The sequence below is a fragment of the Pseudomonas sp. AD21 genome (assembly GCF_002878485.1).
Taxonomy (GTDB): domain Bacteria; phylum Pseudomonadota; class Gammaproteobacteria; order Pseudomonadales; family Pseudomonadaceae; genus Aquipseudomonas.
In genome coordinates this window covers 33163-51782 of the sequence record NZ_NQYG01000028.1, presented here as the reverse complement: position 1 = coordinate 51782, position 18620 = coordinate 33163, and the positions used below count along the sequence as shown (strand labels likewise).

Below are 18620 nucleotides of genomic sequence, written 5' to 3'. Positions count from 1 at the left end.
ATCAATCTTCCTTCGGCACAACCCAAAAAATCTGCACGCCGCCATCGTCGCGATAGGCGAGAGTGACGTTATCGTTCTCGTCGATTTCCTCGAGCAGTTGCTCCCAGGCATCCATCGGCTCGTCCGGTAAACGGAAGATCAAGGCGGCTTTGGCTTTTTGTGCGGTGGGAGAATTGATGATTTTCTGAACGCGCATGCCCATGCGTTCGTAAGCGTCAGGAGCATCAGGAGAGGTGGCCACGAGGTTATCCTTATTAAGCTGTACGTGCATACAGTATTTAGCTGTAGGCATTTTCGCAACTGCTTAAAATTCAAGAAAATCCTCTGACAGCGCTTTTCCGGTTTTGGTGTAAGTCGGGTCGATTATTTTGTGCGAAAAAGTCGCGCTCGGCGTAGGTGGCAGCACCACCCGCCGCGCGGGCGAGTGGTGAGCAAGCTGCCCGACCCGGAAGGGTCAGGCGAGGGTCAATCAATATTCCCAGAACATCCGTTGCAGCTCTTTGCTGTCGTTGGTCTTGGTCAGGGCGACCATGGCCAGGATGCGGGCTTTTTGCGGGTTCAGATCGTGAGCGACAACCCAGTCGTACTTGTCGTCAGGCTGTTCGGCGTTACGCAGGACGAAACCACCGGCGTTGACGTGGGACGAGCGGATGATCTGCACGCCATCCTTACGCAGGGCTTGCAGGGATGGGACTACGCGGGAGGACACCGAACCATTGCCGGTACCGGCATGGATGATCGCTTTGGCACCGGCCTGGGCCAGAGCCTTGTAGGCGGTGTCGTCGACGTTGCCGTAGGAGTAGGCGATTTCTACGTCAGGCAGGCTCTTGATGTTCTTGATGTCGAATTCCGAATCCATGGTGTGACGCTTGGCTGGCAGGCGGAACCAGTAGGATTTGCCTTCGACCACCATGCCCAGCGGACCCCAAGGGCTTTTGAACGCTTCAGTCTTGAGGTTGATCATCTTGCTGACATCGCGACCGGACTGGATTTCATCGTTCATGGTCACCAGCACGCCTTTGCCGCGCGCTTCTTTGCTGCTGGCCACGGCAACGGCGTTGTACAGGTTGAGCATGCCGTCCGCCGACATGGCGGTGCCCGGACGCATAGAGCCAACCACGATGATCGGCTTGTCGGTCTTCTCGACCAGGTTCAGGAAGTAGGCGGTTTCTTCCAGGGTGTCGGTACCGTGGGTAATGACAATGCCATCGACGTCCTTGCTGTCGGCCAGTTCGGACACGCGACGGCCCAGTTGCAGCAGGTTTTCGTTGGTGATGCTTTCGGAGGCGATCTGCATGACTTGTTCGCCGCGCACATTCGCCAGTTTGCTCAGCTCGGGGATGCCGGCGATCAACTGTTCAACGCCTACCTTGGCCGCTTGATAAGTCGCGCTGTTGGCTGCGCTGGCGCCAGCGCCGGCAATGGTGCCGCCGGTCGCGAGTACCACGACGTTGGCGAGTTTGGTCTGGGTTTCGACTTCTTTTGCCTGGAGGGCGGTCGGCAGAAGCAGGAGGAGGGCCAAAGCGCCCGGTGCCAAGGTGTTGAAAGCAGATTTCATTATTTTTCTCTCTAGTAGTGAGACGGTGCTGATGCAGGTTCATCTAGATGCGCCCCGAGCTGATCTGAATACTCGGGGTACAGGCTAGGGAGCAGGATCTGTCCCAGCCGTACTTTGCTTTAGAGAAATGTTTAACTTCATGATTTACATCAAGATTTTATGGAATGGCAAATAGTTGGGCAAATCGCCTGTCCGGTTTTCCGAACATTGGAAGCTTTCGCGTTCGGTTCGCCGAAAAAGACTACGATCGCTGTCGAACGAAACGGCTTTCCAGTTTCAGGTTTTCTGCTAAAGAAACCCGTCAGCAGGCCGATGGGTGTTCAAGGAAACGCTTATTTAGGGAGTTCACATGTCACTGACGATCGGTTTTTCAAACCCTGGTGCAGTCACCATCGGCGGTAAAACCGCAGCGACGATCAATGCAATGAATCAGGCGGAAGCGGACGCTGCTGACGAGGCACTTGGCGTTGAAAAAGAGCCGAGCAAACAGGTCCGAACCGGTGGTCCTGCGCAAGAAGCCAACAAGGCTGATAGTGGCGACAGCGGCGATAGTCTGAGCGTCACCGTGAAAATGCTGCTGAAGCGGATGAAGGAATTGCAGAAGCAACTGCAGGAGCAACAGCAGCAATTGGCGGCTGCACAAGCTGCGAGTTATCCGACGCCGGAGGCCAAGTCGCAGGCGGTCATGTCCATTCAGGGGCAGATTGCACAAACCAGCGGCGCATTAATGGAGGTCGCGGCTGCGCTGCTCAAGGAAATGTCCCAGGGGCCCACCAGCGGCAGCATGGTCAACACCACGGCCTGAGCATCGAAGGGCGAATCGACGGATTCGCCCTGCACTCGATACCGATTTCTGATTGTTGACAAATGTCGGCGGGATTCGCATAGTTCGGTCTACGCAAACGTTTGCGCGCCTTTTCCGATGCACTATTGCCCGGAGGAAAGCGATCAAGCTTACGCCAGCGCGAGCGTTGCTCACAATAATCATAAGATCGGAGTGAACCCATGAAGCTGCCATTTGCTGGACGTCTTCTTGCTGTCGCTATGCTGGCTGCCGCAGCCGCCGCACTACCTGTCTCTTCGGCCTTCGCCGAGTCTCCTGAAAAACCCAAAGTCGCGCTGGTCATGAAATCCCTGGCCAACGAATTCTTCCTGACCATGGAAGACGGCGCCAAGGCCTACCAGAAAGAACACTCCGCCGATTTCGACCTGATCTCCAATGGCATCAAGGACGAGACCGATACCGCTGGCCAGACCCGCATCGTCGAGCAGATGATTCTGGCGAAGGTCAATGCGCTGGTCATCGCACCGTCCGATTCCAAGGCCATGGTGCCGGTGATCAAGAAAGCCGTCGATGCCGGTATCACCGTGATCAACATCGACAACCAGCTCGATCCGCAAATCGTCAAAAGCAAGAACATCAGCGTGCCATTCGTGGGGCCGGACAACCGCAAGGGTGCACGTCTGGTTGGCGAGTACCTGGCCAAGCAACTGAAGGCCGGTGACGAAGTCGGCATCATCGAAGGTGTGTCCACCACCACCAACGCCCAGCAGCGCACCGCCGGCTTCAAGGATGCGATGGACGCGGCGCAGATCAAGGTGGTCTCGCTGCAATCCGGTGACTGGGAGATCGACAAGGGCAACAAGGTTGCCGCGTCGATTCTCAGCGAATACCCGGATGTAAAAGCGCTGCTGGCGGGTAACGACAGCATGGCCGTCGGCGCCGTTTCCGCGGTGCGTGCTGCCGGCAAGGCGGGGCAGGTGCAGGTTGTCGGCTACGACAACATCAACGCCATCAAACCGATGCTCAAGGACGGCCGCGTGCTGGCGACTGCCGATCAGTTCGCCGCCAAACAGGCGGTGTTCGGCATCGAGATCGCGCTGAAAATCCTCAAGGGCGAGAAAGTCGACAGCGGCGTCAATGGTGTGATCGAAACGCCGGTCGAGCTGGTCACTAAGTAAGTCTTTTGGCGACACAACGGCGCTCGTCCGTCCGGGCGAGCGCATGGAGAGTTTTTTATGTCAGTTTCCGCCCCGAACGCTGTCCTCTCGGTCAGCGGTATCGGTAAGACCTATGCGCAACCGGTGCTCACAGGCATCGACTTGACGCTGATGCGCGGTGAAGTGCTGGCGCTGACCGGCGAGAATGGTGCCGGTAAAAGCACGCTGTCCAAGATCATTGGTGGTCTGGTCACGCCGACCACAGGCCAGATGCAGTTCCAGGGCAAGGACTACCGCCCGGGCAGCCGCACTCAGGCCGAAGAGTTGGGCGTGCGCATGGTCATGCAAGAGCTCAATCTGTTGCCGACCCTGTCGGTGGCGGAAAACCTGTTTCTCGACAACCTGCCGAGCAACGGTGGCTGGATCAGCCGCAAGCAATTGCGTAAAGCTGCCATCGAAGCCATGGCGCAGGTCGGCCTCGACGCTATTGATCCGGACACCCTGGTCGGCGAGTTGGGTATCGGGCATCAGCAGATGGTCGAAATCGCGCGCAACCTGATCGGCGATTGCCATGTGCTGATACTCGATGAGCCGACGGCGATGCTTACGGCTCGTGAAGTGGAAATGCTTTTCGAGCAGATCACTCGCTTGCAGGCGCGTGGCGTCTCGATCATCTATATCTCCCATCGCCTTGAAGAGCTGGCGCGAGTCGCGCAACGCATTGCCGTGCTGCGTGATGGCAATCTGGTCTGCGTCGAGCCGATGGCCAACTACAACAGTGAGCAACTGGTCACCTTGATGGTCGGTCGCGAGCTGGGCGAACACATCGACATGGGGCCACGCAAGATTGGTGCGCCGGCCCTGACGGTCAAGGGCCTGACCCGCTCCGACAAGGTGCGCGATGTTTCCTTCGAAGTGCGTGCCGGCGAGATCTTCGGGATTTCCGGCTTGATCGGAGCCGGGCGCACGGAATTGCTGCGGCTGATTTTCGGCGCCGATCTGGCCGACAGCGGCACGATCGCGCTGGGTTCGCCGGCGCGGGTGGTCAGTGTGCGCTCCCCGGTTGACGCGGTGAACCATGGCATTGCCCTGATTACCGAAGACCGCAAGGGCGAAGGCCTGCTGCTCAGCCAGTCGATCAGCGCCAACATCGCGCTGGGCAACATGCCGGAAATTTCCAGTGGTGGTGTCGTCAATAACAGCGACGAAATCGCCTTGGCAAAGCGTCAGATCGACGCCATGCGCATCCGCAGTTCGAGCCCGACACAATTGGTCTCCGAGCTGTCCGGCGGCAATCAGCAGAAAGTGGTGATCGGCCGATGGCTCGAGCGCGATTGTTCGGTGCTGTTGTTCGACGAGCCGACCCGTGGCATCGACGTCGGTGCCAAGTTCGATATCTATGCCTTGCTTGGCGAGTTGACTCGCCAGGGCAAGGCACTCGTGGTGGTGTCCAGTGACCTGCGTGAGCTGATGCTGATCTGTGACCGGATCGGTGTCCTGTCGGCAGGGCGTTTGATCGATACCTTCGAGCGCGACAGCTGGACTCAGGATGATTTGCTTGCCGCCGCGTTCGCCGGCTACCAAAAACGTGATGCGTTGCTCAATGAAGCGGCGCCTAGGGAACTCCCATGAAAACTGCATCTTCTGCCGGCAAACGTAGTGGCAATTTCTACGGTCTGGGTACCTATCTGGGCCTGGCCGGTGCCTTGTTGGCGATGGTGGCGCTGTTCTCGGTGATGAGCAGCCACTTTCTGTCCTATAACACCTTCAGCACCCTGGCCAACCAGATCCCCGATCTGATGGTGCTGGCGGTGGGCATGACCTTCGTGTTGATCATCGGCGGCATCGACCTGTCGGTGGGTTCGGTGCTGGCGCTTGCCGCGTCGACGGTCAGTGTGGCGATTCTCGGTTGGGGCTGGAGCGTGTTGCCGGCGGCGTTGCTCGGTATGGCGGTGGCGGCACTGGCCGGTACGGTCACCGGCTCGATCACCGTGGCGTGGCGGATTCCGTCGTTCATCGTTTCGCTGGGTGTGCTGGAAATGGCGCGCGGTCTGGCGTACCAGATGACCGGTTCGCGTACCGCCTACATCGGTGACTCGTTTGCCTGGCTGTCGAACCCGATCGCCTTCGGCATTTCGCCGTCGTTCATCATTGCCTTGCTGGTGATCTTCATTGCCCAGGCGGTTCTGACGCGCACGGTGTTCGGGCGCTACCTGATCGGTATCGGCACCAATGAAGAAGCGGTGCGTCTGGCCGGGATCAATCCCAAACCGTACAAGATTCTGGTGTTCAGCCTGATGGGCCTGCTGGCCGGTATCGCGGCGCTGTTCCAGATCTCCCGTCTGGAAGCGGCGGACCCGAACGCCGGCTCCGGCCTCGAGTTGCAAGTGATTGCTGCCGTGGTCATCGGCGGTACCAGCCTGATGGGTGGGCGCGGCTCGGTGATCAGCACCTTCTTCGGTGTGCTGATTATCTCGGTGCTGGCCGCTGGCCTGGCGCAGATTGGTGCGACCGAGCCGACCAAACGCATCATCACCGGTGCGGTGATTGTCATCGCGGTTGTGCTCGATACCTATCGCAGTCAACGCGCCAGTCGACGGGGCTAAGTCATGGCAACGATCAAGGATGTGGCGGCGCTCGCAGGGATTTCCTACACCACCGTCTCGCATGTGGTGAACAAGACGCGCCCGGTCAGCCAGGAAGTGCGGCTGAAAGTCGAAGCGGCGATCAAAAGCCTCGACTATGTACCCAGTGCGGTGGCGCGTTCGCTGAAAGCCAAGACCACTGCGACCATTGGCTTATTGGTGCCCAACAGTCTTAACCCGTATTTTGCCGAATTGGCGCGGGGCATCGAGGATTACTGCGAGCGTAACGGCTACTGCGTGATCCTCTGCAACTCTGACGACAACCCGGAAAAGCAGCGCAGCTATTTGCGTGTGCTGTTGGAAAAACGCATCGACGGTCTCATCGTCGCTTCCGCCGGTGGCGACATCGGCCTCGCGCAAGGGCTGGCTGGCGTGAAAACGCCGATGGTCATTGTCGACCGGGGGCTGGATGGCGTGGATGCGGATCTGGTACGCATCGACCATGAATATGGCGCCTATCTGGCGACCCGGCACCTGCTGGAGCTGGGGCATCGCGACATCGCCACCATCGGCGGTCCGTCGAGCACCAGCGTGGCGCAAATGCGTCAGGCCGGTTTTTGCCGGGCGCTGAAGGAGGCAGGCATCAAGGTGCGTCCGGAACGCATGCTGGAAAGCGATTTCACCAGTACCGGCGGCTATAACGCGGCGGCGATCCTGCTCGAAGACAATCCGCCGAGCGCGATTTTCGCCGGTAACGACATGATCGGCATCGGCGTACTCCGTGCCGCGGCCGAGCGCAATGTGCGGGTGCCGAGCGAGCTGTCGGTGATCGGCTTCGACGATATCCAGATGAGCCGTTATGTGTATCCGGCGCTGACGACGGTTGGCCAGTCGATCCTGCAGTTGGGCGAGATGGCTGCCGAAGTGTTGCTGCGAAGAATTGCCACCCCGGGCCTGGTCACCGATCAACGGATCGTGACCCCGAGTATTGTCTTGCGCGAATCGACTGCGCCGCTGTCCGGCGTATTCACCGAGTACCGCTGAAACCGAATTGACGAGTAGCGATGTATGCCAGCAAATGTAGTGGTAATAGGCAGTCTGAACATGGATCTGGTGACCCGGGCGCCACGGCTGCCCAAGGGCGGTGAAACGCTGATCGGTCATTCCTTTGCCACCGTGTCCGGCGGCAAGGGCGCCAATCAGGCTGTCGCTGCTGCGCGCCTGGGTGCACAGGTCGCCATGGTTGGCTGTGTTGGCAACGATGACTACGGTGTGCAATTGCGCGACGCATTGCTGGCCGAGCAGATCGATTGCCAGGCCGTGAGTACCGTGGAGGATTGCAGTGGGGTGGCGCTGATTGTCGTGGACGACAACAGCCAGAACGCCATTGTGATTGTCGCCGGCGCCAACGGTGCAATGACGCCTGCGGTGATTGATCGCTTTGATGGCGTGCTGCAGGCTGCCGATGTCGTGATCTGTCAGCTCGAGATTCCCGATGCAACGGTGGGCCATGCGCTCAAGCGTGCGCGTGCGCTGGGCAAAACAGTGATCCTCAACCCGGCGCCGGCCAGTCGTCCGCTGCCGGCAGACTGGTTCGCGGCGATCGACTACCTGATTCCCAACGAAAGCGAAGCCGCTGCGTTGAGCAGATTGCCAGTGGATTCGCTGGAAACCGCTGAAAGCGCCGCCAGCCACCTGATTGCCATGGGCGCAGGCAAAGTCATCATCACCCTCGGCGCGCAAGGTTCGCTGTTCGCCAATGGCCAGGGTTTCGAGCATTTCCCGGCACCCAAAGTGAAAGCGGTCGATACCACGGCGGCTGGGGATACCTTCGTCGGCGGGTTTGCGGCGGCGCTCGCCAGTGGCAAGTCTGAAGCCGAAGCGATCCGTTACGGACAGATCGCAGCAGCGTTGTCTGTGACCCGGGCCGGCGCGCAACCTTCCATTCCAACCATGTCCGACGTACAGGCGTTCAAACCCGCATGAAAAAGACTCCTTTGCTCAATGTTGCATTGTCGCGACTGATCGCTTCCCTGGGGCATGGCGACATGGTGGTCATCGGTGACGCCGGCCTTCCGGTACCGCCGGGTGTCGAGTTGATCGATCTGGCGTTGACCCATGGCGTTCCGGATTTCGTCAGCACCCTGAAGGTCGTGCTCAGCGAGATGCAGGTGGAAAGCCATGTGCTGGCCAACGAAATTCTCGACAAGCAGCCGACGGCGTTGAACGCGCTGGATGAGTTGCAGGAAGAGGGCGCCCTTGGTCGGCGCGATCTGCTGACTCATGAGCAATTCAAGGTTCTCAGCCGACAGGCGCGGGCGATTGTTCGTACAGGTGAATGTCAGCCGTACTGCAACATCGTGCTGGTGGCCGGCGTCACGTTCTAACCGGGTCTTCGACCCTTCCATTTTCATCAGCACAAGGAATGCGCCATGCACCGCTATGCTCAAAAACTGCATCAATTGCTTCGGAGTCTGCTGCTTTTGTCTTTTATCTCCGCCACCGGCGCTCAGGCCGCTGAAAAGATCGACCTGATCATCGACACCGATCCTGGTGCCGACGACGTGGTCGCCTTGCTGTTCGCCCTGGCCTCGCCGGACGAACTGAACATCCGTGCATTGACTACCGTGGCCGGCAACGTGCGTCTCGACAAGACGTCGCGTAACGCGCGTCTGGCCCGCGAGTGGGCGGGGCGTGAGGACGTCCCGGTCTACGCCGGTGCGCCGAAGCCACTGATGCGTACGCCGATCTATGCCGAGAACATCCATGGCAAGGAAGGCCTGTCGGGTGTCACCGTGCATGAGCCGAAAAAAGGCCTGGCCGAAGGCAATGCGGTCAACTACCTGATCGACACCCTGAAAAAAGCCAAACCGCACAGCATTACCATCGCCATGCTGGGTCCGCAGACCAACCTTGCGCTGGCACTGATCCAGGAGCCGGAGATCGTTCAGGGCATCAAGGAAGTGGTACTCATGGGCGGTGCGCACTTCAATGGCGGCAACATTACCCCGGTGGCCGAGTTCAATCTGTTCGCCGACCCGCAAGCGGCGGAAGTGGTGCTCAAGAGCGGCGTGAAACTGACCTACCTGCCGCTGGACGTGACCCACAAGATTCTCACCAGCGACGCCCGCCTGAAGCAGATTGCCGCGCTCAACAACAATGCGAGCAAGATTGTTGGCGACATCCTGAATGAGTACATCAAAGGTGACATGGAGCACTACGGCATCCCGGGCGGTCCGGTGCATGACGCTACCGTCATCGCTTACCTGCTCAAGCCTGAGCTGTTCACCGGTCGCTCGGTAAACGTGGCCATCGACAGCCGTGAGGGGATCACCTTCGGCCAGACCGTCGTTGATTGGTACGACGGCCTGAAACAACCGAAAAACGCATTCTGGGTCGAGAACGGCGACGCCCAGGGCTTCTTCGATCTGCTGACCGAACGTCTGAAGCGCTTGAAGTAAGGCTGCGACCCGCAGGTGCCAGCCTGCGGGTTTTTACTCTCTCTCGGTGTCCTGCACGCTCTTGTCGTCATGCTGATACCGCTCGAACACTTGAGCGATAAACGTTTGTGCGCCTTGGGTTCCCATGGTCTTGACCAGCAGATCGATGCTGATCAATGCCAGCTCCTCCGAACTGCCCGGGCTATACGAACTGTGCCCCTTCGGCCACAGGACCTTGATGTCGGCGGTGATGCTTACGGTGCTCATGAGTGCGCTCGAAAAGTCGGGAATGTCTGAGGGCGAGTTAACCACTTTGTCGGGCGTTTGGCACTGCGACTTAGGCATGAGCGCGACGCTATGCGACACTTGGTCTTTTCCGGCAGATCCAAGGAATGCGCTGTGCAGATTGATTTGAACAACCCCGACGGCCTGACACTCGACGCTGTGCGCCAGTTGCTGGCCTCGGCCAGCGATGATGTGCACACGCAACTGCGCGTGACCAAGGGCGGGATTGCCTACATCTCTTCCGGCGTGACGGGCGGTCAGGACATCGATGGTCTGCTGTTTCGGCTGGAAACCTGGGCCAAGGGTTCGGGTTATGTCGGCAACGTCGCGGCCAGTGATGAAGTCTGGGTCATGCAGATTTTCAATGCGCTCAAGGATAACTGGCCGAACCCGCCGCTCGACTACATCGACATCTACTGAGCTGCGTTAATATTCGGTGACGATTGTCTGAAGATGCATTGCCTGCTCTTCAGGCAGACTCAGCGTTTTTCCGGGTCGTGGGGCAGGGTGATGGCACTTGCTGTGAAACCAAACGCCGGATTGGCGGTCGCACGATCTCAGCTTAACCATTTGAAAGAAGGAGGCTTCATGCCTTTGAAGTTCGCGTCTCTGGGTGCACTTATGGCCGTTGCCATGTTGGCCGGTTGCAGCACAACCTCCAGCGAGTCGGCAAAGGATCCTGTGGCGACCGATGCCGGTCATAGCCGCTGTGAAGCAAAGGCAGCGGAATTTGCCATCGGTAAAAAGGCTTCGCCTGAGCTGCTGGATCAGGCCCGTGCCAAGGCAGGCGCGCAAAATGCCCGCTTCCTCAAGCCAACGGACATGATCACCCTGGAGTATCGTTCCGATCGCCTGAACCTGAACACTGACGCCAATCTGGTGGTCACCCGCGTCAACTGCGGCTGATCTCTGACGGCTTTTGTTACAGGCATAAAAAACCCCGTCACATGGACGGGGTTTTTTTAGTGCGCCGGGAAATTACTCTGGGCGAACTTGTGCAGCTTGCATACCCTTTTGGCCTTTCTCAGCCACGAAGGAGACGGTCTGGCCTTCTTTCAGGCTTTTGAAACCGTCGGATTCGATAGCTTTGAAGTGTACGAACAGGTCGTCACCGCCACCTTGAGGAGTGATGAAGCCGAAGCCTTTTTCATCGTTGAACCATTTAACGGTGCCGGTTTGGCGATTAGACATGGTGTATCTCCAAGAAACATATATTTTCAGTAGTACTGTGCTGCTCAGGCCAACTGGGCACACCCGGGTATCATAGTCGAAATGTTCGCTTTGGTAGCCCCCCGGACGTGCTGTTTGCTTTCATATTGCATTCATTTCAACCTCTGAAATGTCTGCAAGCCCCGGTTTCAGAGGCTTTCGGCCGAAAAATCAGGGCGTAAAAAAAGCTATAAAACCTGCGTAAATTATCGAAATCGGGGTCTTTTTGGCGGTTTTAAGGCTGTCTGGGACCCGAAAAAGCATTCGTCAGCGCTTATTTCTGCACGCGGCAAACCGAGATTTCTTTCAGTGCGCGCTGACCCAGTTCACCGCTTGGCGGGGTGTTCTTGTCCATCAGTTGCGCAATCTCTTGCGTGGTAAATTTCTTCTCCAGGACATCGGCACCGCAAGTGCAGTGCTGTTTGGCTACGGTTGAATTGACACTTTGGGCAGCAGCTTTGGTGCAGTCATTCATGTACTGGTCTTTGACGCCGGCAGGCCATGCCGCATTGGCGCTCAGCGGCAGCAGCAGGGCCAGCGGGGCCGCGAAAGCAAAAAGACGGATAAGGCGCATGTCTGAAACTCCTTGGTTTGATATCGGCGAGGATTCTCAGCCTATTTGAGGCAAAGCGTATATCCCAAGTTCACTTTGCGCCGCAAAAATGCACAAATCTTCAGCGCCGCAAATCGTTCGAGTCGATGACCGCTCATCTGTGCTAGCATGCCGGGCTCAAGCGTTCTCAGGCTCCGGACGGCCTTCAGCCCCGGCAGCGGTCAGCGTGCGAACATTCTGATTTGAATCCCAGTCACTCTGGTTCGGTTTTCCGGTTGGCCGCAAGGCTCCTGCCGCTGTAAGGCAGGCGTTCGTCATTGAATGGCCTGGATCGGATCTTGTACTGGCTCATCCCAACCCACGTGACCTTTGGTAGGGGTCACCACTAGGAGAGGAGGCGCCATGCCAACTATTACTCTTCCCGACGGCAGTCAACGTTCATTCGATCACCCGGTTTCCGTAGCCGAGGTCGCCGCATCCATTGGTGCAGGTCTGGCCAAGGCCACAGTGGCCGGCAAGGTCAACGGCAAGCTGGTCGACGCCTGCGACATCATCGACAGCGACGCGACGCTGCAAATCATCACGCCAAAGGATGAAGAGGGGCTGGAGATCATTCGCCACTCTTGCGCGCACCTGGTTGGCCATGCGGTCAAGCAACTGTACCCGACGGCCAAAATGGTCATCGGTCCGGTCATCGACGAAGGCTTCTATTACGACATCGCCTTCGAACGTCCTTTCACGCCGGACGACATGGCCGCCATCGAACAGCGTATGCATCAGCTGATCGATAAAGATTACGACGTCATCAAGAAAGTCACTCCGCGCGCCGAAGTGATCGAAGTGTTCAAGGCCCGTGGCGAAGACTACAAGCTGCGCCTGGTCGAGGACATGCCGAACGAACAGGCCATGGGCCTGTACTACCACGAAGAATACGTCGACATGTGCCGTGGTCCGCACGTGCCGAACACTCGTTTTCTGAAATCCTTCAAGCTGACCAAGCTGTCCGGCGCCTACTGGCGCGGTGATGCCAAGAACGAGCAACTGCAGCGCGTTTACGGTACTGCCTGGGCTGACAAGAAGCAGCTGGCGGCTTATATCCAGCGCATCGAAGAAGCGGAAAAACGCGATCACCGCAAGATCGGCAAGCGCCTGGGCCTGTTCCATACCCAGGAAGAAGCGCCGGGCATGGTGTTCTGGCACCCGAATGGCTGGACCCTGTACCAAGTGCTCGAGCAATACATGCGCAAGGTGCAGCGTGACAACGGCTACCTCGAGATCAAGACCCCGCAAGTGGTTGATCGCAGCCTGTGGGAGAAATCCGGGCACTGGGCCAACTACGCCGACAACATGTTCACCACCGAGTCGGAAAGCCGCGACTACGCCATCAAGCCGATGAACTGCCCATGCCACGTGCAGGTGTTCAATCAGGGCCTGAAGAGCTACCGCGAGCTGCCGATGCGCCTGGCCGAGTTTGGTGCCTGCCACCGTAACGAGCCGTCGGGTGCGTTGCACGGCATCATGCGTGTACGTGCGTTCACTCAGGACGACGCCCACATTTTCTGCACCGAAGAGCAGATGCAGGCTGAATCCGCTGCCTTCATCAAGCTGACCATGGACGTTTACCGCGACTTCGGCTTTACCGATGTCGAGATGAAGCTGTCCACTCGTCCGGAAAAACGTGTGGGTTCCGACGAGCTGTGGGATCGCGCTGAAGCGGCACTGGCTGCAGCCCTTGATTCTGCGGGTCTGCCGTACGATCTGCAGCCGGGTGAGGGTGCGTTCTACGGTCCGAAGATCGAGTTCTCGCTGAAAGATTGCCTCGGTCGCGTCTGGCAATGTGGTACCTTGCAGCTCGATTTTAACCTGCCTGTCCGTTTGGGCGCTGAATACGTCTCCGAAGACAACAGCCGCAAACACCCGGTGATGTTGCACCGTGCGATCCTCGGTTCCTTCGAGCGTTTCGTCGGGATTCTGATCGAGCACTACGAAGGTGCGTTCCCTGCATGGCTCGCGCCAACGCAGGCGGTGATCATGAATATCACTGATAAACAGGCAGATTTTGTTGCAGAAGTTGAAAAAACTCTCAACGAAAGCGGATTTCGTGCCAAGTCCGACTTGAGAAATGAAAAGATCGGCTTTAAAATCCGCGAGCATACTTTGCTCAAGGTTCCCTATCTTTTGGTTATCGGAGATAAGGAAGTCGAGATGCAGACTGTCGCTGTGCGTACTCGTGAAGGTGCTGACCTGGGCTCGATGCCCGTCGCCCAGTTCGCTGAGTTTCTCGCGCAAGCGGTTTCCCGGCGTGGTCGCCCAGATTCGGAGTAATTATTATTAAGCGTGAAATGAGACAAGATAAACGAGCTGCACCGAAAGCCCCGATCAACGAGAATATCTCGGCACGCGAGGTTCGGTTAATTGGCGCTGATGGCGAGCAGATTGGCATCGTCTCGATTGATGAAGCGCTTCGTATTGCTGAAGAAGCAAAGCTTGATCTGGTGGAAATCTCCGCAGACGCAATCCCACCGGTTTGCCGGGTGATGGATTACGGCAAATCGATCTTCGAAAAGAAGAAGCAGGTTGCCGCGGCGAAGAAGAACCAGAAGCAGATTCAGGTAAAAGAAATCAAGTTTCGTCCAGGGACGGAGGAAGGGGATTACCAGGTAAAACTGCGCAACCTGGTACGTTTCCTGAGTGATGGGGACAGGGCCAAGGTATCCTTGCGATTCCGCGGCCGTGAGATGGCCCACCAGGAGCTGGGGATGGAACTCCTCAAGCGGGTTGAAGCTGACCTGCTCGAGTACGGTTCGGTCGAACAGCATCCTAAGATGGAAGGACGCCAGCTGATCATGGTCATCGCCCCGAAAAAGAAGAAGTAATCAACAGGGCACGGCAGGCCTTCTGATTATGTTTATCAACTGAATGCGGAGTATCCGAACATGCCAAAAATGAAAACCAAAAGTGGTGCTGCTAAGCGGTTTCTGAAAACTGCTAACGGTATCAAGCACAAGCACGCTTTCAAGAGCCACATCCTGACTAAAATGTCGACCAAGCGTAAGCGTCAACTGCGCGGTAGCAGCTTGCTGCATCCGTCTGACGTGGCAAAAGTCGAGCGCATGCTGCGCCTTCGTTAATTTTAGTCAAGAATAGAGGAAGTAACTCATGGCTCGTGTAAAGCGTGGCGTCATTGCCCGTAAGCGTCACAAAAAAATTCTGAAACTTGCTAAAGGCTACTACGGCGCACGCTCCCGCGTATTCCGTGTTGCCAAGCAAGCGGTAATCAAGGCAGGCCAATACGCCTACCGTGACCGTCGTCAGAAAAAACGTCAGTTCCGCGCTCTGTGGATCGCTCGTATCAACGCTGGTGCTCGTGTTAACGGTCTGTCCTACAGCCGTTTCATCGCTGGCCTGAAAAAAGCGTCCATCGAGATCGACCGTAAGGTTCTGGCTGATCTGGCAGTGAACGAAAAAGCGGTGTTTGCTGCGATTGTCGAGAAAGCTAAAGCCACCTTGGCTTAAGTACCCCCGACAATCACCCGGCCTCACTTTCGTGGGGCCAGGTGGTAAACGTCTTAAATAGGGGAAGAGCCTTCAAGCTCTTCCCCTATTTTGTATCTGGAGTCTGTACATGGAAAACCTGGATGCGCTGGTCTCTCAAGCACTAGAGGCTGTGCAAAGCGCTGAAGATATCAATGCCCTGGAGCAAATCCGGGTTCAATACCTTGGCAAAAAGGGCGAATTGACTCAGGTGATGAAGACCCTGGGGAATTTGCCGGCAGAAGAGCGTCCGCAAGTCGGCGCGCTGATCAACGTTGCCAAGGAACGTGTCACAGGCGTTCTCAATGCGCGCATGGCGCTGTTTGAAGAAGCCGAACTGGCTGCCAAACTGTCTGCCGAATCCATTGATGTGACGTTGCCGGGCCGTGGCCAGACCTCCGGTGGTCTGCATCCGGTGACCCGGACTCTGGAACGAGTCGAGCAATTCTTCACCCGTATTGGCTACGGCATCGCCGAAGGCCCTGAGGTCGAAGACGACTATCACAACTTCGAGGCGCTCAACATCCCAGGCCACCACCCGGCCCGGTCGATGCATGACACCTTCTACTTCAATGCAAACATGCTGCTGCGCACCCATACCTCGCCGGTACAGGTTCGCACCATGGAATCGAAACAGCCGCCGATCCGCATCGTCTGCCCAGGCCGCGTGTATCGCAGCGACTCCGATATCACCCACTCGCCGATGTTCCACCAGGTCGAAGGCCTGCTGGTCGATCGCGACATCAATTTCGCCGATCTCAAAGGCACCATCGAAGAATTCCTGCGTGTGTTCTTCGAAAAAGAGCTGGCCGTACGTTTCCGTCCTTCGTACTTCCCGTTCACCGAGCCATCCGCTGAAGTCGACATGGAATGCGTGATGTGCAGCGGTAAAGGCTGCCGCGTCTGCAAGCAGACCGGCTGGCTGGAAGTCATGGGCTGCGGCATGGTGCACCCGAACGTGCTGCGCATGTCCGGCATCGACCCGGAAGAGTTTTCCGGCTTTGCCTTCGGCATGGGAGTCGAGCGTCTGGCGATGCTCCGTTACGGCGTGAACGACTTGCGTCTGTTCTTCGACAACGACTTGCGGTTCCTCGCGCAATTTCGCTAGTCGTAACGAATTCTTAGGAGAGCAGGATGAAATTCAGTGAACAATGGCTGCGTGGCTGGGTTAGCCCGCAGGTAAGTCGCGACGAGCTGGTTGCTCGTCTGTCGATGGCGGGCCTGGAGGTCGATAGCGTGACCCCGGCCGCCGGTGTTTTCAGCGGCGTGGTAGTGGGCGAGGTGCTGAGCACCGAGCAGCACCCTGACGCCGACAAGCTGCGTGTGTGCCAGGTCAGCAATGGCGCGGAAACCTTCCAGGTCGTGTGCGGTGCGCCAAACGTGCGTCCGGGCCTGAAGATTCCGTTCGCCATGATCGGCGCCGAGCTGCCAGGCGACTTCAAGATCAAGAAGGCCAAGCTGCGTGGTGTCGAGTCCAACGGCATGCTCTGCTCGCAAGCCGAGTTGCAGGTCGGTGAAGGTAACGACGGTCTGATGGAACTGCCGGCTGATGCGCCGGTGGGCGAAGATTTCCGCGTGTATCTGGACCTGGAAGACGCCAGCATCGAGGTCGACCTGACCCCGAACCGCGGTGACTGCCTGTCGCTGGCCGGTCTGGCCCGTGAAGTGGGCGCGCTGTATGCCGCTCCGGTCACCCGTCCAGTGGTCATGGCCATTCCAGCGGTGCACGACGAAGTGCGTTCGGTGGAAGTGCTGGCGCCTGCCGCCTGCCCGCGTTACCTGGGCCGTGTCATCCGCAACGTTGACCTGTCCAAGCCAACCCCGCTGTGGATGGTTGAGCGTCTGCGCCGCGCCGAAGTGCGCAGCATCGACGCTGCCGTCGACATCACCAACTACGTGATGCTTGAGCTGGGTCAACCGCTGCACGCTTTCGATCTCGCCGAAATCAATGGCGGCATCCGTGTGCGCATGGCGGAAGAGGGCGAGAAGCTGGTTTTGCTCGACGGTCAGGAAGTCAGCCTGCGTAGCGATACGCTGGTGATCGCCGACCACACTCGCGCTCTGGCGATTGCCGGCGTGATGGGGGGCGAGCACAGCGGTGTGTCCGCGACCACGCGCGACGTTTTCCTGGAAAGTGCGTTTTTCGACCAGATCGCTGTGGCTGGCAAGGCGCGTTCCTACGGCCTGCACACCGACGCGTCGCACCGTTACGAGCGTGGCGTGGACTGGCAACTGGCCCGTGAAGCCATGGAGCGCGCCACTGGCCTGCTGCTGGAAATCACTGGCGGCGAAGCCGGCCCGATCATCGAGACCGTCAGCGAGCAGCACCTGCCGTCGATCGCGCCGATCACCCTGCGTGCGCAGCGCATTACCCAGATGCTGGGCATGGAAATGGATTCGGTGCAGGTCGAGCGTCTGCTCAGCGCCTTGGGTCTGAACATTTCCGCTGACGGAGCAGGGCAGTGGCGCGTAGAAGTGCCAAGCCACCGCTTCGACATCAGCCTGGAAGTCGATCTGATCGAAGAACTGGCGCGTCTGTACGGCTACAACCGTCTGCCGGTTCGTTATCCGCAAGCGCGTCTGGCGCCACAAGCCAAGGCTGAAGCGCGCAGCGATCTGCCTGAGCTGCGTCGCCTGCTGGTGGCCCGTGGTTATCAGGAAGCGATCACTTACAGCTTCATCGATCCACGTCAGTTCGAACTGTTCAATCCGGGCGTCGAGCCGCTGTTGCTGGCCAATCCGATCTCCAACGACATGGCTGCCATGCGTTCCTCGCTGTGGCCGGGTCTGGTCAAGGCGTTGCAGCACAACCTGAACCGTCAGCAAGATCGCGTGCGGCTGTTCGAGAGCGGTCTGCGCTTCGTTGGTCAGCTGGAAGGCCTGAAGCAAGAGCCGATGCTGTCGGGTGTGGTTTGCGGTAGCCGTCTGCCGGAAGGCTGGGCGCAAGGTCGCGACACGGTCGATTTCTTCGACGTCAAGGCTGACGTTGAAGCGGTGCTGGGTTTCGCCGGTGCACTGGATACCTTCACTTTCGCCCCGGGCAAACACCCGGCGTTGCACCCGGGTCAAACCGCGCGCATCGAACGTGACGGGCGTGAGGTCGGCTTTATCGGCGCGATCCACCCTGAATTGTCCAAAGCCCTGGGTCTGGATCGTCCAGTCTTCGTCTTTGAGCTGGTTCTGGCGGAAGTGGCAGCTGGAAAAATGCCGCAATTCCACGAGTTGTCGCGCTTTCCTGAAGTGCGTCGTGACCTTGCACTGATCGCGCACAAAGACGTCGCGGCCTCGGCTGTGCTGGACGTAATCCGTGAAAATGCAGGTGAATGGCTCACGGATCTCAGGCTGTTTGACGTGTATCAGGGTAAAGGTATTGATCCTGATAGAAAAAGCCTTGCAGTTGGCTTGACCTGGCAGCATCCATCGCGCACTCTTAATGACGATGAGGTGAATTCGACGACGCAAAATATCCTCACCTCGCTCGAACAAAGGTTGAACGCCACGTTAAGGAAGTGACG

At 58.1% G+C, this 18620-nt stretch carries 21 protein-coding genes; 16 read left to right on the top strand and 5 right to left on the bottom strand.

Translation table 11 applies throughout. The features are described from left to right. Position 1 precedes the first annotated feature (1 nt). A complete protein-coding gene (locus tag PseAD21_RS17450; RefSeq protein ID WP_371262577.1) occupies positions 2-271 on the bottom strand; it encodes a DUF1654 domain-containing protein in 270 nt (89 codons plus the stop codon). Between the two features lie 198 nt (positions 272-469). Next, on the bottom strand, positions 470-1558 hold the full coding sequence (locus tag PseAD21_RS17445) for an asparaginase (RefSeq protein WP_102356750.1): 1089 nt from the start codon (positions 1556-1558) through the stop codon (positions 470-472). A 349-nt stretch (positions 1559-1907) separates the two neighbouring features. On the opposite strand from PseAD21_RS17445, the gene PseAD21_RS17440 reads away from it, so the two are divergent. The 8 genes from PseAD21_RS17440 (at position 1908) to PseAD21_RS17405 (ending at position 9545) form a co-directional block, all read left to right on the top strand. After that, positions 1908-2363 (top strand): hypothetical protein, encoded by a 456-nt coding sequence (locus tag PseAD21_RS17440; RefSeq protein WP_102356749.1) that lies wholly within the window; start codon positions 1908-1910, stop codon positions 2361-2363. 200 nt (positions 2364-2563) lie between these two features. Further along, positions 2564-3520, top strand: coding sequence for a sugar ABC transporter substrate-binding protein (locus tag PseAD21_RS17435; RefSeq protein WP_102356748.1), 957 nt, complete (start codon positions 2564-2566; stop codon positions 3518-3520). Between the two features lie 57 nt (positions 3521-3577). Next, a complete protein-coding gene (locus PseAD21_RS17430) occupies positions 3578-5131 on the top strand; it encodes a sugar ABC transporter ATP-binding protein (RefSeq protein WP_102356747.1) in 1554 nt (517 codons plus the stop codon). Continuing rightward, complete coding sequence (locus PseAD21_RS17425; RefSeq protein ID WP_025111208.1) at positions 5128-6105, top strand: ABC transporter permease; 978 nt, start codon at positions 5128-5130, stop codon at positions 6103-6105. Before PseAD21_RS17430 ends, PseAD21_RS17425 begins: the two co-directional genes overlap by 4 nt. Positions 6106-6108: 3 nt before the next feature. Beyond that, entirely contained in the window at positions 6109-7128 is a 1020-nt protein-coding gene (locus PseAD21_RS17420; protein WP_102356746.1) for a LacI family DNA-binding transcriptional regulator, read from the top strand. 24 nt (positions 7129-7152) lie between these two features. Continuing rightward, complete coding sequence (gene rbsK, locus PseAD21_RS17415) at positions 7153-8070, top strand: ribokinase (protein ID WP_102356745.1); 918 nt, start codon at positions 7153-7155, stop codon at positions 8068-8070. Continuing rightward, positions 8067-8471 carry a D-ribose pyranase gene (gene rbsD, locus PseAD21_RS17410; RefSeq protein WP_102356744.1) on the top strand — a complete coding sequence of 135 codons (405 nt, stop codon included), beginning with the start codon at positions 8067-8069 and terminating at the stop codon, positions 8469-8471. Before rbsK ends, rbsD begins: the two co-directional genes overlap by 4 nt. Before the next feature lie 45 nt (positions 8472-8516). Continuing rightward, positions 8517-9545, top strand: a complete 1029-nt coding sequence (locus tag PseAD21_RS17405; protein ID WP_102356743.1) for a nucleoside hydrolase — start codon at positions 8517-8519, stop codon at positions 9543-9545. Positions 9546-9578: 33 nt separating this feature from the next. Here the strand turns inward: PseAD21_RS17405 and PseAD21_RS17400 are convergent, their stop codons facing one another. Next, a complete protein-coding gene (locus tag PseAD21_RS17400) occupies positions 9579-9791 on the bottom strand; it encodes a hypothetical protein (RefSeq protein WP_102356765.1) in 213 nt (70 codons plus the stop codon). 132 nt (positions 9792-9923) lie between these two features. Here PseAD21_RS17400 and PseAD21_RS17395 point away from each other — a divergent pair, with 132 nt between their 5' ends. Both PseAD21_RS17395 and PseAD21_RS17390 read left to right on the top strand, forming a co-directional pair. Next, positions 9924-10229 (top strand): hypothetical protein, encoded by a 306-nt coding sequence (locus PseAD21_RS17395; RefSeq protein ID WP_102356742.1) that lies wholly within the window; start codon positions 9924-9926, stop codon positions 10227-10229. Positions 10230-10397: 168 nt separating this feature from the next. Continuing rightward, positions 10398-10715, top strand: coding sequence for an I78 family peptidase inhibitor (locus PseAD21_RS17390; RefSeq protein ID WP_102356741.1), 318 nt, complete (start codon positions 10398-10400; stop codon positions 10713-10715). A 72-nt stretch (positions 10716-10787) separates the two neighbouring features. Here the strand turns inward: PseAD21_RS17390 and PseAD21_RS17385 are convergent, their stop codons facing one another. Continuing rightward, a complete protein-coding gene (locus PseAD21_RS17385) occupies positions 10788-11000 on the bottom strand; it encodes a cold-shock protein (RefSeq protein WP_003179963.1) in 213 nt (70 codons plus the stop codon). Between the two features lie 292 nt (positions 11001-11292). After that, on the bottom strand, positions 11293-11592 hold the full coding sequence (locus tag PseAD21_RS17380) for a hypothetical protein (protein WP_102356740.1): 300 nt from the start codon (positions 11590-11592) through the stop codon (positions 11293-11295). Between the two features lie 381 nt (positions 11593-11973). Between PseAD21_RS17380 and thrS the strand changes: the two genes are divergently transcribed. From thrS to pheT, 6 genes are all read left to right on the top strand, one after another. Next, a complete protein-coding gene (gene thrS, locus PseAD21_RS17375; RefSeq protein ID WP_003226368.1) occupies positions 11974-13896 on the top strand; it encodes a threonine--tRNA ligase in 1923 nt (640 codons plus the stop codon). Further along, positions 13896-14447: a translation initiation factor IF-3 gene (gene infC / locus PseAD21_RS17370; protein WP_171057393.1), complete on the top strand. Its 552-nt coding sequence runs from the start codon at positions 13896-13898 to the stop codon at positions 14445-14447. Before thrS ends, infC begins: the two co-directional genes overlap by 1 nt. Positions 14448-14507: 60 nt before the next feature. Then, positions 14508-14702 carry a 50S ribosomal protein L35 gene (gene rpmI / locus PseAD21_RS17365; RefSeq protein WP_002553160.1) on the top strand — a complete coding sequence of 65 codons (195 nt, stop codon included), beginning with the start codon at positions 14508-14510 and terminating at the stop codon, positions 14700-14702. Between the two features lie 28 nt (positions 14703-14730). Beyond that, a complete protein-coding gene (gene rplT / locus PseAD21_RS17360) occupies positions 14731-15087 on the top strand; it encodes a 50S ribosomal protein L20 (protein ID WP_007913489.1) in 357 nt (118 codons plus the stop codon). A gap of 109 nt (positions 15088-15196) precedes the next feature. Further along, the gene (pheS, locus tag PseAD21_RS17355; RefSeq protein WP_003226365.1) at positions 15197-16213 is read left to right on the top strand and encodes a phenylalanine--tRNA ligase subunit alpha; all 1017 of its coding nucleotides are present in this window, start codon (positions 15197-15199) and stop codon (positions 16211-16213) included. A 26-nt stretch (positions 16214-16239) separates the two neighbouring features. Continuing rightward, the gene (gene pheT / locus PseAD21_RS17350) at positions 16240-18618 is read left to right on the top strand and encodes a phenylalanine--tRNA ligase subunit beta (protein WP_102356739.1); all 2379 of its coding nucleotides are present in this window, start codon (positions 16240-16242) and stop codon (positions 18616-18618) included. Positions 18619-18620: the final 2 nt, after the last annotated feature.

Bases quoted from the DNA above. Each gene is read 5' to 3' on its own strand.
- PseAD21_RS17405 (WP_102356743.1), top strand. From the start codon at position 8,517: ATGCACCGCTATGCTCAAAAACTGCATCAATTGCTTCGGAGTCTGCTG.
- PseAD21_RS17435 (WP_102356748.1), top strand. From the start codon at position 2,564: ATGAAGCTGCCATTTGCTGGACGTCTTCTTGCTGTCGCTATGCTGGCT.
- thrS (WP_003226368.1), top strand. From the start codon at position 11,974: ATGCCAACTATTACTCTTCCCGACGGCAGTCAACGTTCATTCGATCAC.
- PseAD21_RS17390 (WP_102356741.1), top strand. From the start codon at position 10,398: ATGCCTTTGAAGTTCGCGTCTCTGGGTGCACTTATGGCCGTTGCCATG.
- rpmI (WP_002553160.1), top strand. From the start codon at position 14,508: ATGCCAAAAATGAAAACCAAAAGTGGTGCTGCTAAGCGGTTTCTGAAA.
- rplT (WP_007913489.1), top strand. From the start codon at position 14,731: ATGGCTCGTGTAAAGCGTGGCGTCATTGCCCGTAAGCGTCACAAAAAA.
- PseAD21_RS17430 (WP_102356747.1), top strand. From the start codon at position 3,578: ATGTCAGTTTCCGCCCCGAACGCTGTCCTCTCGGTCAGCGGTATCGGT.
- PseAD21_RS17380 (WP_102356740.1), bottom strand. From the start codon at position 11,592: ATGCGCCTTATCCGTCTTTTTGCTTTCGCGGCCCCGCTGGCCCTGCTG.
- pheS (WP_003226365.1), top strand. From the start codon at position 15,197: ATGGAAAACCTGGATGCGCTGGTCTCTCAAGCACTAGAGGCTGTGCAA.
- PseAD21_RS17385 (WP_003179963.1), bottom strand. From the start codon at position 11,000: ATGTCTAATCGCCAAACCGGCACCGTTAAATGGTTCAACGATGAAAAA.
- rbsD (WP_102356744.1), top strand. From the start codon at position 8,067: ATGAAAAAGACTCCTTTGCTCAATGTTGCATTGTCGCGACTGATCGCT.
- PseAD21_RS17450 (WP_371262577.1), bottom strand. From the start codon at position 271: ATGCACGTACAGCTTAATAAGGATAACCTCGTGGCCACCTCTCCTGAT.
- PseAD21_RS17420 (WP_102356746.1), top strand. From the start codon at position 6,109: ATGGCAACGATCAAGGATGTGGCGGCGCTCGCAGGGATTTCCTACACC.
- rbsK (WP_102356745.1), top strand. From the start codon at position 7,153: ATGCCAGCAAATGTAGTGGTAATAGGCAGTCTGAACATGGATCTGGTG.
- PseAD21_RS17400 (WP_102356765.1), bottom strand. From the start codon at position 9,791: ATGAGCACCGTAAGCATCACCGCCGACATCAAGGTCCTGTGGCCGAAG.
- pheT (WP_102356739.1), top strand. From the start codon at position 16,240: ATGAAATTCAGTGAACAATGGCTGCGTGGCTGGGTTAGCCCGCAGGTA.
- PseAD21_RS17445 (WP_102356750.1), bottom strand. From the start codon at position 1,558: ATGAAATCTGCTTTCAACACCTTGGCACCGGGCGCTTTGGCCCTCCTC.
- PseAD21_RS17440 (WP_102356749.1), top strand. From the start codon at position 1,908: ATGTCACTGACGATCGGTTTTTCAAACCCTGGTGCAGTCACCATCGGC.
- PseAD21_RS17425 (WP_025111208.1), top strand. From the start codon at position 5,128: ATGAAAACTGCATCTTCTGCCGGCAAACGTAGTGGCAATTTCTACGGT.